General features: G+C 57.3%; 12 protein-coding genes. 5 read left to right on the top strand and 7 right to left on the bottom strand.

The window, feature by feature from the left end:
- The first annotated feature begins 53 nt into the window (after positions 1 to 53).
- Positions 54 to 1,175, top strand: coding sequence for a YbdK family carboxylate-amine ligase (locus HV242_RS05305; protein WP_040016833.1), 1,122 nt, complete (start codon positions 54 to 56; stop codon positions 1,173 to 1,175).
- Here HV242_RS05305 and HV242_RS05300 read toward each other — a convergent pair.
- The 3 genes from HV242_RS05300 to HV242_RS05290 all read right to left on the bottom strand — a co-directional run bounded on the left by HV242_RS05300 (position 1,126) and on the right by HV242_RS05290 (position 8,146).
- Complete coding sequence (locus HV242_RS05300) at positions 1,126 to 4,260, bottom strand: efflux RND transporter permease subunit (RefSeq protein ID WP_181616913.1); 3,135 nt, start codon at positions 4,258 to 4,260, stop codon at positions 1,126 to 1,128. The genes HV242_RS05305 and HV242_RS05300 overlap by 50 nt on opposite strands.
- 9 nt (positions 4,261 to 4,269) lie before the next feature.
- Positions 4,270 to 5,331 carry an efflux RND transporter periplasmic adaptor subunit gene (locus HV242_RS05295; protein ID WP_063858397.1) on the bottom strand — a complete coding sequence of 354 codons (1,062 nt, stop codon included), beginning with the start codon at positions 5,329 to 5,331 and terminating at the stop codon, positions 4,270 to 4,272.
- A gap of 106 nt (positions 5,332 to 5,437) precedes the next feature.
- Complete coding sequence (locus tag HV242_RS05290; RefSeq protein WP_047744073.1) at positions 5,438 to 8,146, bottom strand: cation-transporting P-type ATPase; 2,709 nt, start codon at positions 8,144 to 8,146, stop codon at positions 5,438 to 5,440.
- 488 nt (positions 8,147 to 8,634) lie between these two features.
- On the opposite strand from HV242_RS05290, the gene HV242_RS05285 reads away from it, so the two are divergent.
- Complete coding sequence (locus HV242_RS05285; RefSeq protein ID WP_025204775.1) at positions 8,635 to 8,883, top strand: DUF1158 domain-containing protein; 249 nt, start codon at positions 8,635 to 8,637, stop codon at positions 8,881 to 8,883.
- A gap of 58 nt (positions 8,884 to 8,941) precedes the next feature.
- Here HV242_RS05285 and HV242_RS05280 read toward each other — a convergent pair whose 3' ends face one another.
- On the bottom strand, positions 8,942 to 9,283 hold the full coding sequence (locus HV242_RS05280) for a RamA family antibiotic efflux transcriptional regulator (RefSeq protein ID WP_020885132.1): 342 nt from the start codon (positions 9,281 to 9,283) through the stop codon (positions 8,942 to 8,944).
- A gap of 32 nt (positions 9,284 to 9,315) precedes the next feature.
- Complete coding sequence (locus HV242_RS05275; protein WP_050737440.1) at positions 9,316 to 10,419, bottom strand: MBL fold metallo-hydrolase; 1,104 nt, start codon at positions 10,417 to 10,419, stop codon at positions 9,316 to 9,318.
- 190 nt (positions 10,420 to 10,609) lie between these two features.
- Between HV242_RS05275 and HV242_RS05270 the strand changes: the two genes are divergently transcribed.
- The 3 genes from HV242_RS05270 to nfsB all read left to right on the top strand — a co-directional run bounded on the left by HV242_RS05270 (position 10,610) and on the right by nfsB (position 12,333).
- Positions 10,610 to 11,200 carry a TetR/AcrR family transcriptional regulator gene (locus HV242_RS05270; RefSeq protein WP_020885134.1) on the top strand — a complete coding sequence of 197 codons (591 nt, stop codon included), beginning with the start codon at positions 10,610 to 10,612 and terminating at the stop codon, positions 11,198 to 11,200.
- Positions 11,190 to 11,558: an MmcQ/YjbR family DNA-binding protein gene (locus tag HV242_RS05265; RefSeq protein WP_020885135.1), complete on the top strand. Its 369-nt coding sequence runs from the start codon at positions 11,190 to 11,192 to the stop codon at positions 11,556 to 11,558. The genes HV242_RS05270 and HV242_RS05265 overlap by 11 nt, the downstream gene beginning before the upstream one ends.
- 121 nt (positions 11,559 to 11,679) lie before the next feature.
- Complete coding sequence (gene nfsB, locus HV242_RS05260) at positions 11,680 to 12,333, top strand: oxygen-insensitive NAD(P)H nitroreductase (RefSeq protein ID WP_047357037.1); 654 nt, start codon at positions 11,680 to 11,682, stop codon at positions 12,331 to 12,333.
- 121 nt (positions 12,334 to 12,454) lie between these two features.
- Here the strand turns inward: nfsB and HV242_RS05255 are convergent, their stop codons facing one another.
- Complete coding sequence (locus tag HV242_RS05255) at positions 12,455 to 13,489, bottom strand: hypothetical protein (RefSeq protein ID WP_050737441.1); 1,035 nt, start codon at positions 13,487 to 13,489, stop codon at positions 12,455 to 12,457.
- Positions 13,486 to 14,355 carry a helix-turn-helix transcriptional regulator gene (locus HV242_RS05250; protein ID WP_014168966.1) on the bottom strand — a complete coding sequence of 290 codons (870 nt, stop codon included), beginning with the start codon at positions 14,353 to 14,355 and terminating at the stop codon, positions 13,486 to 13,488. The genes HV242_RS05255 and HV242_RS05250 overlap by 4 nt, the downstream gene beginning before the upstream one ends.
- Positions 14,356 to 14,438 lie beyond the last annotated feature (83 nt).

Here is a 14,438-nt window from a genome sequence, read left to right as displayed (position 1 = left end):
GGGAGCCATACCCGTTGTCTATACTCATTTCATCTACGACAACGGAGTGCACCATGCCATTACCCGATTTCCATTCCTCTGAACCTTATACCCTTGGTATTGAACTTGAACTGCAGGTGGTTAACCCGCCGGGGTACGATCTGAGCCAGGACTCCTCCGCCCTTATCGCTGCCGTCAAAGACGACATCAAAGGCGGGGAAGTGAAGCACGATATCACCGAGAGCATGCTCGAAATCGCCACCGGCGTGTGTCAGAACATTGATCAGGCCGCCGCACAAATCTCGGTGATGCAGCAAAGTATTCTGCGCGCCGCTGCGGAGCAGCATATTCAGATCTGCGGCGGTGGGACGCACCCTTTCCAGAAGTGGCAGCGTCAGGAGGTGTGCGATGACGAGCGCTATAACGTCACGCTCGAACGGTTTGGCTATCTGATTTTGCAGGCGACGGTATTCGGCCAGCACGTGCATGTCGGGTGTCGGACCGGCGACGACGCTATTTATCTGCTGCATGGTTTGTCGCGCTTTGTCCCCCACTTTATTGCTCTGGCGGCGTCCTCACCCTATATGCAGGGTACGGACACGAAGTTCGCCTCGTCGCGACTCAATATCTTCTCGGGATTTCCGGATAATGGACAGATGCCGTGGGTGAACAACTGGCAGGAGTTCGAAGGGTTGTTTCGTCGTCTGAGCGCCACCAGCATGATCGACAGCATTAAAGATTTGCACTGGGATATTCGCCCCAGCCCGCATTTTGGCACGGTCGAAGTGCGGGTGATGGATACACCGCTGACGCTCGGCCACGCGATCAACATCGCCGGGTTGATTCAGGCGACGTCTCACTGGCTGCTGACCACGCGGCCCTATAAGCATCAGGAAAAGGATTTTCTGCTGTACCGCTTTAACCGTTTTCAGGCATGTCGTTACGGGTTAGAGGGCATTCTGACGGACGTGCAGACTGGCGAGCACAAAACCGTGGCGGAAGATATTGGGTGGCTGCTGGAGCAGGTTGCGCCGTCGGCCGAGAAGCTCGGCGCGACGAGCGCGATTAAGGAAATAGCCCTGATGTTAAAACAGGGCAAGAGCGAGGCGCAGCGCATGCGCGATTTTATCGCAGACGGCGGTTCGCTTATTTCTCTGGTTCAGAAACATTGCGAGCTGTGGGCGACGAGTCCGTAAGGCGATGCCCCCACTCACGCAGGCGCTGGAACAGCACAAACAGCGCCGGGATAAACAGAATGCCGACCACGGTGGCCACCAGCATCCCGCTGAACACCGTGGTGCCAATGATGCGGCGGCTCTGCGCCCCTGCCCCGGACGCCAGCATCATCGGTAGCACACCGATAATAAATGACACCGCCGTCATCATCACCGCCCGGAAGCGGCGTGAGGCGCCTTCACGGGCCGCATCGACAATCGCCATCCCCTCATTACGCCGTGCGCGGGCAAACTCGACGATCAGGATCGCATTCTTGGCTGCCAGCGCGATTAACAGCACCAGGCCAATCTGCACATACACATCGTTGGCGTATCCCGCGATCCACAGCCACACCAGCGCGCCACCGATGGCGAACAGGACTGAGAGCATCACGCTCGCGGGCAGCGTCCAGCTCTCATACTGCGCGACAAGGAACAGCCACGCCATAACCACCGCGGCCAGGACAATCCAGATGGCCTGATTTCCGGTCTGCTGCTCCTGATAAGACATCCCGCTCCAGGCATAGTCGTACCCGGCAGGCAGGTTTTCCGCCAGAAGCTCGCTCATCACGACCATCGCCGTGCTGCTGCTCACGCCGTCTGCTGCCGACCCGCTCACTGACACCGACGGGAACTGGTTATACTGCTGCAGGAACGGTGCGCCAACGGTCGGGGTAATCGTGACAAGATTACTCAGACGCACCCGCTCACCGTTATTGCTACGCACGAACAATTCGCTGATTTGCCCGGCACGCTCGCGCCACTGCATTTCGTTCTGTACCACCACGTGGTAGACGCGGTTGTTAACGCTAAAATCCCCGGCACGCGTGCCGCCAAAGGCGGTTTGCAGGCTGCTGAAGATGCGCGAGACCGGCACGTCGAGGCGGGCAGCGCGCTCGCGATCAACGGTCAGCGTCAGCTGCGGCACGTTGCTGCTCCAGGTGGTAAACACCCGGTTAAGCTGCGGATGCTGGTTAGCTTTTATCAGAACGTTGCGGGTAACGCGTTCCAGCTCCGCCGGGCTTTGCCCCGCCTGGGCCTGAATACGCAGGTCGAAGCCGGAGGCGTTGCCCAACCCCGGCAACGTCGGCGGGGCGAAGGTCATGATGGTCGCTTCCGGCAGCGCCAGCAGCTGACGCTGCAGCGTTCCCATCACCTCATCAAGCGGCGGACGCTCACTCCATGTCTTCAGCATGATGGAGATAAACCCGCCGTTAGACGCGCTGGTACCGTTGAGAATGTTAAAACCGGAGACCTGAATCACATCCTCGACCGCAGGGTGTCTGGCGATAAGCTCCCGCGCGGTGGTCATCACCGCTTCGGTACGCTCCAGCGACGCCGCTTCCGGCAGTTGCACGCTGGCGAAGAAGTAGCCCTGATCTTCCTGCGGGAGGAAGCCCTTTGGCATTGACATAAAGCTGAACACCACCACGCCCGCCGCACCGGCCGTTGCCAGCAGCACCAGCCACGGACGGAGGTTAATGCAGTTAACGATGCGGGTATAAACGGTGCGCGTGGTATCCAGTCCGCGGTTGAAAACGCGGTAAACCGCGGCTGGCTTCTTCGGGCGCGGGAGCAGCAACAGCGCACAGAGCGCTGGCGTCAGGGTCAGCGCCACCAGGCTTGAGAGCGTGACGGCGGTGGAGAGCGTGACTGCGAACTGGCGATACAACTCCCCCACGATCCCCGGCAGCAGCGCCACCGGCACAAACACCGCCAGCAGCACCAGGGTGGTGGCAATCACCGGCCCGGCAATCTGGCGCAGCGCCTGTGCGGTAGCCGCCGTGCGGCTTTGCCCTTCCGCCATTAGCGTTTCAACGCTCTCCACCACCACAATGGCGTCATCCACCACCATGGTAAGCGCCAGAATAATGGCGAACAGGCTGAGCGTGTTGGCCGAATAACCGAGGGTATAGAGCACCGCAAAGGTGCCGACCAGCGACACTGGAATAGCGAGCGCCACAATCAGCGTCGCACGCCAGCTCTGCAGAAATAAGGAAACCACCACCACGACGGCGAGCAGGGTCAGCGCCAGCGAGACACCAATCTCCTTGATGGTCGCGGCGACAAAGGTGGTGGTATCAAATTTTACTTCATAGGTCAGATCGTCCGGGAAACGTGCAGAGAGTCGCGCCAGCTCCGCGCGAACCGCATCGGCTACGCGCAGGGCGTTGGCGGACGGCGTAGGGTAGATGCCAAGATAGGCGGAGTCATGCCCGTTCAGCTGGGCGCCGGAGCTGTAGCTGCGCGACCCCAGTTCAATCGCGGCGACATCTTTCAGGCGCACCAGCTGGCCCATCTCCCCCGCACGGATAATGATGTCCGCAAAGTCCTCAGCCTGATTTAAACGCCCCAGGCCGTTAATCGTCAGGGTTTGCTGCTGGCCGTTAAACACCGGCGGCGTTCCGACCTGGCCTGCCGCCCCCTGGACGTTCTGCTCGCGTAACGCCTGAGCCACGTCATCGGTGGTCACGTTCAGGGCGTTCATGCGATCCGGACGCAGCCAGATACGCATGCTGTAGTCGCGTGCGCCAAACATCTGCACCTGCCCGACGCCCGGCAAACGCGCCAGCGCTTCACGCACCTGCGTGCTGGCGTAGTTACTGACGAAAAGCGGCGTGTGGGTATTGTCCGGTGAGTAAAGGCTTACCCCCATCATCAGATTGGTAGCGCGTTTACGCACTTGCACGCCGTTTTGCTGCGCCTCGGTGGGCAATTGCGCCACAGCCTGCGCCACGCGGTTTTGCACGTCGATGGCGGCCAGATCCGGATCGGTCCCTGCCGCAAATGTGATGTTCAGGCTGTAGGCACCTTCATCGGAACTGGTGGATTCCATATAGAGCATGTGATCCACGCCGTTAAGCTGAGTCTCCAGCGGCGTGGCAATGGCTTCCGCCACGTCAGCCGAACTGGCACCGGGCCAGCTGGCGGAGACATTCACCACCGGTGGGGTGATCTGCGGGTACTGCTCCACCGGGATAATCTTCAGCGCGATGGCACCCAGCAGGGTTATCACCAGCGCAATCACCATCGCGAAGCGCGGGCGTTTGATGAAAAACGTCAGCATGATGGCTCCTTAATTCAGTATCTGGACGGCTGCGCCAGGCTGTACGCGCTGGGCACCGTCGGTGATCGCTCGCTCACCGGGATGTAAGCCGGATGAAATCTCAAACTGCTGGCCAATCTGTCCGGCAATCTTCAGCGGGCGTTTTTCGGCTTTGCCTTCTGCGTTAACCACCCAGGCAAAGAATCCCTCGCCGTTTTGCTGTACCGCCGCAGCGGACACTGTCAGCACCGGCTGCGCGCTTGCCGGACGCAGGTAGACATTCACATTGCCGCCCGGCAGCAGCTGATGGCGCGGGTTGGCAAATTCGGCGCGCAGCATCACGCTGGCGGTACGCGGGTCGATACGATTGTCCACGGAGGTCAGTTCACCGCTCAGGCGCTGACCATTGCTGTCAATCCGCGCCTGCCAGGCGCGCTTCAGGGCGCTGATATCCGCATGTTGTCCGGCTTTGGTGGCAAACGCCCCCTCTTCCAGCGCAAAGGCGATACGGATCGGATCAAGCTGCACGACATCCACCAGCACGCCGCTTGACGGGTTCACCAGGCTGCCGGCATGGAACTGGCTGTGCCCCACGCGGCCATCAATCGGCGATGTGATGCGCGTGTACGCCAGCGTCACGTTACGGGTTTCGAGGCGAGCTTTCGCCTGCTCCAGCGCAGCGCTGGCGACATCGCGCTGCATGCGCGCGTTATCCACGTCGTGACGGCTGATGGCATTGCTGTTGCCCAGGCTTTCAAAGCGTGAAAGCTGCTGCTGCGCCTGACGCAGCGTGGCTTCCGCGCTCTTTACCTCAGCCTGTGCCAGACGCACGGCGGCGCGTGGCTCGGCATCGTCCAGCTCAAACAGCACGTCACCTTTTTTCACGTATTGTCCGTCGCGAAAATGAACCTGGGTAATCACGCCTTCCGTGCGTGCTCTTATCTCGACGGTATGAATGGCTTCAATGCGGCCAGGCACGTGCCGTTCAGCGGCGTGGGTCGTTTGCTCCACAACCGCCACGCGAACCGGAATGGCAGCAGCAAACGCGGGTTGAAAGAGGGCGAGGAGGACGAACAGGAGCGGGAATTTCATGGGGATGTACCTCTGATGTGTTTCCCTCACCCCGGCCCTCTGCCCAATGAAAGGGAGGTCAGCATCCCCTCTCCCGGCGGGAGAGGGTTAAGGTGAGGGCAAAAGGTTATGCAGCCTTACGGAACCTGCGGGTCAGTCGCTTCTCGATTTCAACAACGAAGAACATCACCGCGGCTACCGCCAGCGTGACGAACCAGTAGCGCAGAGGCAGCGCTTCCGTACCGAAAAGCATCTGCATAAACGGCAGGTAGATGATTGCCGCCTGGAGCAGGAACAACACGCCTGTGACCAGCCAAATCCCTTTGTTCGCCAGCAGGCCACGGTTCAGGGAGAACCCTTCAGTGTTGCGGCAGTTAATCATGTATACCCACTGGGCGCAGACCAGCATCTGCAGCAGCACGGTACGGATGAACTCCGCGCTGTGGCCGCGCGGTGCCAGCCAGGCTTCCAGCGCAAAGGCGGCGATGGCAATCATGGTCCCGACGAAGGCCACGCGCCATACGGCGTACGCATCCATCACGTGCTGTCCGGTCTGACGCGGCGGACGCTTCATGATGTTGCGCTCGGCGGCTTCAAAGGCCAGGCCAAAGGAGAGCGTGGCGGAGGTTGCCATGTTCATCCACAAAATCAGTACCGGCGTCAGCGGGATAATGTTCCCTGCCAGCAGCGCAATAACAATCAGCAACCCCTGCGCCAGGTTGGTCGGCATAATGAACAGAATGGTTTTCTTCAGGTTGTCGTAAACGCGACGCCCCTCTTTTACCGCGCTGGCGATGGTGGCGAAGTTATCGTCGGTCAGGACCATATCCGCCGCCTCTTTGGTCACTTCGGTGCCTTTGATGCCCATTGCGATGCCCACGTCCGCCTGGCGCAACGCCGGAGCGTCATTCACACCGTCGCCGGTCATGCCCACGATCTCACCCTTGTCCTGCAGGGCTTTCACCAGGCGCAGCTTATGCTCCGGGCTGGTACGGGCGAAAATGTCATATTTCACCGCGGCGTCTGCAAGCTCAGCGTCGTCCATTTTCTCCAGTTGGTAGCCCGTCACCGCCTGCTCGCTGTTGGTGATCCCGAGCATCTGACCGATGCTCATTGCCGTCTGCGGGTGATCCCCGGTGATCATCTTCACGCGGATCCCGGCCTGCTGGCAGGCATGAATCGCATCAATCGCTTCAGGACGCGGTGGATCCATCATTGCGGCAATACCGAGGAAGATCAGCCCGTGATTCAGATCGTCATGCGTCAGCGCCTGCTCACCGTTCGCCGGTTTGAACGCCGCGGCAACCATACGCAGCCCCTGGCGTGCATAGCGCTCCATCTCGGTTTCCCAGTAAGCGCGGTCGAACGCTTCAGCGCCGTTACGGGCCTGCTGCTGTTTACACAGCGCGAAAATCACGTCCGGCGCGCCGGTAATCAGGATGTGCTCCTCGTGACCAATCTGATAGTGGGTGCTCATGTACTTGTACTGCGAATCGAACGGGATCTTGTTAATCAGGGTGGTCATCACCGGCTCAAGATGCGCCTTCGCCGCCAGCACCTTCAGCGCCCCTTCGGTCGGCCCACCGGTGATGCCCCACAGACCGCGTTCGTCCTGAATCAGTTGGCTGTCATTACAGAGATCGACAGTGCGCAGGTACTGCTCCAGCACGGTGCCCGGCTGGATCTGCATCGGCTCGTCGCTGCCTTCCAGGTAAATGTTCCCCACCGGCTCGTAGCTGTTACCGTCCACGCGGTAGCAACTGTCGGCAGTAATGATGGCTTTCACCGTCATCTCGTTCATGGTCAGGGTGCCGGTTTTATCCGAGCAGACCACGGTCATCGCCCCCAGGGTTTCAACCGTTGGCAACTTGCGGATAATCGCCCGCTTGCGTGCCATCGCCTGCACGCCAAGAGAAAGGATGATAGAAATAATGGCTGGCAGACCTTCCGGCACGGACGCGACCGCCAGGCTAATCAGAGAGAGCAGCAGCTCGCCCATGGGGATTTCGCGGAACACCAGGCTGAAGACAAACAGTGCCGCCATCATCGCCAGAATAATGGCGAAGATCGCTTTCCCCAGCTTGTCCATCTGCACCAGCAGCGGCGTACGATGCTTTTCAATACCCGCCATCATCTGGTTAATGTGGCCAAGTTCAGTCTCTTGCCCGGTGGCAATGACCACGCCAATGCCGCCCCCTGCACTCACGGTCGTACCGGAAAAGACCAGGTTAGTGCGGTCGCCCAGCGGTAATTCACCGGTCAGCGGATTAATGTGTTTATCCACCACGGTAGATTCGCCGGTCAGAATAGCCTCTTCCACGCGTAAATTATGCGCTTCGATTAAACGCATATCCGCCGGAATACGATCGCCCGCGCGTAATACAATAATATCGCCCGGGACTATTTCAGTTGTCGGTAGCGTTTCATGATTGCCATTGCGAATGACGCGCGCTTCGCTGGAGAGCATATTGCGAATACTCTTCAGGGATTTTTCCGCATTGCTTTCCTGAATATGGCCAATTAACGCGTTGATTACCGCCACACCGAGGATAACCAGCGTATCGACCCAGTGGCCCATAACTGCGGTTAATACCGCCGCGGCAAGCAGAACGTAAATCAGCACATCGTTAAAATGGGCGAGAAAACGTAGCCAGGCGGGCTTGCCTTTTTTCTCCGGCAACGCGTTAGGGCCATACTGATGCAGACGTGCCTGCGCTTCAGCACGGTCGAGGCCGCTTGCCTGGCTCTGCTTGTTAGCAAGCACTTGCTCAACGGTCTGCTGATACGCCTGCCCACCAGCAGGTGGCATGTTCTGAGAGAGATTTTTTTTGGTCATCGTATTTTTCCTTCAATATACGGTGGACGGAAGCCTGAATTCCTTTCTGGCTTTAATAAATTCATTTTTAAGGCTTGCGGGTAGAATTGATCTACCGCAATATAATTACTGCCGGGATATTCAAAACTAATAAATATTATTCGAATACGATGATTTTTACAAAATATTTCTAAACCAACGCTAAACGAGGAGGAACCATGTTTGGTATTTATCGCGCACGCCGCCTGGCGTTATACATTGTCGCAGCCATTGTTATTGCCACGTTAATTGGATATAGCACTTATATGTTTGTAAAATTATTTGCATGACAAGGACATTTATTTACATAACGCGATAATAATTTAATCGCTTCTGAGAGATTATTCTCTTTCTGTTATTTATTCGCAGAAAAGTGCATTTTATTTAACAAAAAACGTCTGCCGGGTTTATATTGCTTTACGTTCCGCGATGCCGGACAATGACATTTTTAACTGACGATTAACATTAAGATGAAACACCCGTTAGAATCGCTGCTCACAGCGGGGGGCATTTTGTTGATGGCCCTGCTCTCCTGCCTGCTGTTACCTGCGCCGTCGCTTGGGCTGGTGCTGGCGAAAAAGCTGATGACGATCTTCCACATGGTCGATCTTAACCAGCTGTACACCATTTTGTTCTGCGTGTGGTTTTTACTGCTTGGCGCCCTCGAATTCTTCATCCTGCGTTTCGTCTGGCGTCGCTGGTTTTCACTGGCATCGTAAGTAAAAAAACCGGGTGCGGCTGCGCCTTACCCGGTCGGATTTCTGCATAACGACACGTTCAGTGTGTCCGGCTGTGGTTCTCTTTGCGGTACGCGCCAGGCGGCTGGTTGAAGGTACGGGTAAAGATACGCGTAAACGTCTGCTGCGAATCAAAGCCGTAGCGCAAACAGATATCGTAGACACGCTCGTCCGATTCACGCAGGTCACGCGCTGCCAGCAGCAGCTTGCGTTCGCGAATGTAACGCCCGAGACTTTCGCCCTTATACTGCATAAACAAACGCTGCAGATGCCATTTCGAGTAACCCGCGTGGCGGGCGATCTCTTCGATACGTAATGGCTGGTGCAGGTTGTCGTCGATCCACTCGACGATGGTGTCGATGACTTGAGCGGAAATGGTCATACTGCTCTCCCCCTCTGCTTCTCGCTTAAACATTATTCCCACCACTCACGAAAGGTTTGCGTGGTATCACTCACGTGAACAGGTTCACCCAGCTCCGGCGTCAGTAGCCGATAATTTTTATCTTTGCTGGCCTGCGCCAGCTGGATCAGCGGATCGTTCCAGGTGTGTTTCGCCAGCACAAAGCGTCCGTTATGACCGGGCACGACAGCTTTCGCGTTAATGTCAGCCGACGCCTGCGCCGTTTCCGCCGGCATCATGTGAATGTACTTCCAGTCCCGATCGTACTGGCCGTTTTCCATAATGGCTAAATCCACCTCGCCAAACTGCTCACCGATGGCCCTGAAATGCGGGCCGTAACCGGAGTCTCCGCTGTAATAAACTTTCTGCGCCGGCGTGACGAACATAAAGCTCCCCCACAGGGTTTGATCGCGTTTAATCCCGCGTCCGGAGAAGTGACGTGCCGGCAGGACGTGCACCGATAAGTCATCACTGATGCGCACCGACTGGTTCCAGTCGCGCTCGTCGATAATCTCCGGCTTCATGCCCCAGTAGCGCAGATGAGATCCAACGCCCAGCGGAGTAACCACACGTTTCACCTTCGGCAGTAACGCCCTGATGGTGGCGTAATCCAGATGATCGTAGTGATCGTGGGAGATGATCAGCAGGTCGATCTCCGGCATGTTCTGCGCATGCCAGGGATACTCGCCCGCAAAAGCTTTATTGAGGAACGAGAACGGCGCGGCATAGTTACTGAGCACCGGATCGATCAGAATACGTTTACCCGCCAGCTGCATATACCACGACGAGTGACCGAGCCAGACCAGCGTGTCCTGCTCCAGCGGCAGACTGGCGAGATCGGTTTTCACCAGCGGCAGCGGCTGCGCGGGACGGGCATTTTCGGTTTTGCGGGTCAGAAATTGCCACCACGCTACCAGCATATTTTGCTCGCCGGTGAAGCCCGGTGTCGGCAACGTATTGTGGAATTTCCCGTCGCGATACTGCGGGGAGGCCTCCACTTCGGTAAGCTGCGCACCCTGCGGTGGCTGGCCAAATCCAGGATTCAGGACAAAAGGTAAACTCGCAGCTGAAGCAATAATCATGACGAACACCACGCAGATGAATAGAGGCTTTTTCATATCCTGACCCGAAAACGCGCCCCATCCGATGGTTTACGCGGGTTGAACTTGATTATGAGTGAGTAAGCACTCATTATAGATATGATGATAAAGTCGTCAAGACGTTTTCGATCTTTGACATTGCGCGTTGCAGCCTGTCAAAGCACGTGTTTCAATCAAGGTTTTTACAATTGACAGGAGGAACAATTTAGTGGCACGTCCGAAGAGTGAAGATAAAAAACAGGCCTTACTGGACGCAGCAACCGCTGCATTTGCACAGTCAGGTATTGCCGCCTCAACGGCCTTAATTGCCCGGAACGCGGGCGTCGCTGAAGGCACACTGTTCCGCTACTTTGCTACCAAAGACGATCTGCTGAATGCCCTCTATCTGCACCTGAAGCAGGATCTCTGCCAGACGATGCTGGCGGAGCTTGATCGCACGCTCACCCTCCCCAAAGAACATACCCGCAATATCTGGAACAGCTACGTGGACTGGGGCATCCGTAATCCTGTCGCTCACGCCGCCATTCGCCAGCTTGGCGTCAGCGAGAAGATCAGCGCAGAAACGGAGCAGGCCGTGCAGGAGATGTTCCCGGAGCTGCATGAACTGTGCCGTCGCGCAGTGCGTCCGGTATTTATGTCCGATGAGTTTCGTACCTTTGGTGATGCCATGTTCTTATCGCTTGCCGAAACCACCATGGAATTTGCCACCCGCGATCCGTCCCGCGCCGTCGATTTTAAAGCGCTGGGCTTTGAAGCCATGTGGCGTGGACTCGCCTCCGAGGATATTGATGGACAGTAAATCGCTGCAGGAACACGCCAAACGCGTGGCGCTGGAACTGCCGTTCACCGAACACTGCTGGCCGTTCGGGCCGGAATTTGATGTGTTTAAAGTGGGTGGCAAAATTTTCATGATTGTTGCGGTTGCTCACGGGCGACCGCATGTCAGCCTGAAATCCGATCCGGAAAAATCCCTGTTAAACCAGCAGATCTACCGCGGCGTTGAGCCGGGGTATCATCTCAATAAAAAGCACTGGATTTCACTCTACGGCACCGACGATGTTACGCCGGAACTGGTGGCCGATCTCATCAACGATTCCTGGAATCTGGTCGTCGATAAGCTGCCGAAAAAAGACCAGAAATGGATCAGGCCGCGCTGATTGTTCGTCTGAGACGAACAGATTAAGCGCTCAAAATGCACTTATCTTTTCCCGCTTCGCACGGTAATCTGCACTCCTTTTCGCGCCCGCACGCGGGCGAATTTTATCACCAGGAGTTGTTATGGATATCATTTCCGTTGCCCTGAAACGCCACTCCACCAAGGCGTTTGACCCAAGCAAGAAACTGACCGCTGAAGAAGCGGAGAAGATCAAAACACTGCTGCAGTACAGCCCGTCCAGCACGAACTCCCAGCCGTGGCATTTTATTATTGCCAGCACTGAGGAAGGTAAAGCGCGCGTGGCCAAATCTGCGGCAGGCACTTACGTGTTCAACGAACGCAAAATGATGGACGCCTCTCATGTGGTGGTGTTCTGCGCGAAAACCGCCATGGACGATGCGTGGCTTGAGCGCGTCGTCGATCAGGAAGAGGCCGACGGTCGCTTCAACACCCCAGAAGCAAAAGCGGCGAATCACAAAGGTCGCTGCTATTTCGCCGATATGCACCGCGTGGATCTGAAAGATGACGACCAGTGGATGGCGAAACAGGTTTACCTCAACGTCGGTAACTTCCTGTTAGGCGTGGCCGCGCTGGGCCTGGATGCCGTACCCATTGAAGGTTTTGACGCCGCCATCCTCGACGACGAGTTTGGCCTGAAAGAGAAAGGCTTCACCAGCCTGGTGGTGGTCCCGGTTGGACACCACAGCGTGGAAGATTTCAACGCCGCGCTGCCAAAATCTCGCCTGCCGCTGAGCACGATTGTGACCGAGTGCTAAGACAAACGGGCCGCAACTGCGGCCCGTTTTCAATCCCGCGTCATCTGCCTGGTTTCGCCATTGAACCAGCATCTCACGCAGACGGCGTTTTCTGCGTCTTCCCGATAAAAACGCGTAAAACTTACTTCTCCGCACGCCCGGCATGCCAGATCCGCTCCGCATACCGCCCTATCACCGCCAGCGACGCCGCCAGAATCAGGAAGAACACCACCTTGTTCATCCCATCCCAGAAGTATTCGAAGTAGCGGGTATAGAGGTTAATGGCCAGGAACGTCAGGCCAAACCCGCGCAGCATGCCGTCGTCGGTTTTCAGACTGATGTAAATACAGAGAACCGCCGCCACCGCAAACAGCAGCGCCCACGGCAGCAATGAGGCCTGGGTCACGCTGTACCAGTTATCGATATCGTAATTACCAAATATCGACATGATCCACAGGGCGACAAAGAGATACGTCAGCCCCATCGCTTTACTGGTGGTGTAGAGATGACGGGACTGCAGCACAGCACGCAGGATCCAGCACAGGGCCAGCAGCGCGCCGCCGAAAAAGATAAAGCGCACCGGATAGTTCATCCCCAGCCAGTAAGCGCCCCAGCCGGACATATAGCCCGTCTCCGCGCCAAACCAGTTGCCAAGCGAGAGCAAGAAGAACAGCCAGACCAGCCCGGAGCGGCCGAAAAAGCCTACCAGGCCATAGACGGCACAGCCGGCCAGGAACAGGGGCGCGATGTGGCCGCTGCCGTTATCCAGCCGTTCACCCAGCTGCCAGAGCGCGATGGCGGTAAACAAGACTCCGAGGAACAAAATCGCTTCGGTACTGTAATGCCACTGCGTCTCCCGCCGCTGGCGGCTGAAGCCCCACAAATAAAACAGCACGGCCATCAGTGCCGGCAGCCCGATGCGGGCAAGGGAGGAAAAAGCGAAGAATTCGATAATGCGCGCCATCATTTCGCTGTCCGAAAACAGGCTGCCGATGGCGATAATGACGCAGGCGAGTGCCGTCCAGAAGGCATAGCGGCTCAGCCGCTGCCAGTCCATGGTCACGCGTTGAAGCGTACCGGCCAGCCGCTGATGGTCATCAGCGGTTAATGTGCCTTCCTGTTGCCACTCGTTGAGTGCGCGGCGTAGCAGCCGCTCCTGTTTGCCAGTAACCTTCATTTTGCCTGCTCCGTCAGCCATTCCATTGCTCTCTCCCCGGCTTCATCCACTGGCAGATACACCAGCAACCGGGAACCGTTTCGTGGAGCAGAGTACCAGTACATCTGCTGCAGGGTAAATTCCCCTAGCTCCGGATGGGTAAACAACTTGAGCTGGTTTTCCACACCGCGCACGTCATTGCGCTGATGCCACAGATTTTTAAACTCCTCAGACACCGCAAAGAAGCGCGCCAGTTTGGCTTCCCACAGCGGGTCACCCCGGTGCTCGGCCATCGCCGCCCGGAAATAGGAGACAAAGACGGGCAGCACATCGTCACGTCTGCCGAGACGGGCGCGCCATGCCGGGTGGGTGAGGAACAGATAAATACAGTTGCGGTCTTCCGGGGGGATCGCATTGAAATCGACCCCCATCAGATGACCAAAGCTGTCGTTCCACGCCACGATGTCGAAATTGGGTTTCTGAATGCTGGCCGGTTTCGGCATCAACGTATCAAGCAGGCGGCGCGTGCCTTCGCTGATCCCTTCACAGCAGGTGGCCTGCGGTGCTTCACCCGGCGGTAGCCCGGCCAGCACAAAAAGATGGCGCGCTTCGGTTGGGGTACATTGCAGCGCTTTTGCCACGGCGGCCATCACCGCGCTGGACGGATTGACGTCCCTGCCCTGCTCAAGCCAGGTGTACCAGGTCACCCCGACGTCCGCCAGCAGGGCCACCTCTTCACGGCGCAGCCCGGGCGTGCGGCGTCGACCGCTGCGCGGCAGGCCGAGCCGCTGCGGATCGAGGCTTTCGCGTCGGGCGCGTAAAAACGCACCAAGTTGTTTTCGGGTGTCATCCTTGAGCGAGACGACGGGTTCAGACATCAGCGCCATAAATCCCCCTGCATGGTAGTGCCAGTACCAGTATAAGCAAGAACTGGTACCCGTTTATCAGATCGTTGATGCTACGACCATCT

Source organism: Enterobacter sp. RHBSTW-00593 (assembly GCF_013784105.1).
Taxonomy (GTDB): domain Bacteria; phylum Pseudomonadota; class Gammaproteobacteria; order Enterobacterales; family Enterobacteriaceae; genus Enterobacter; species Enterobacter ludwigii.
The sequence above is the reverse complement of the archived record's forward strand: the minus strand, read 5'-3'. Positions and strand labels throughout refer to the sequence as shown.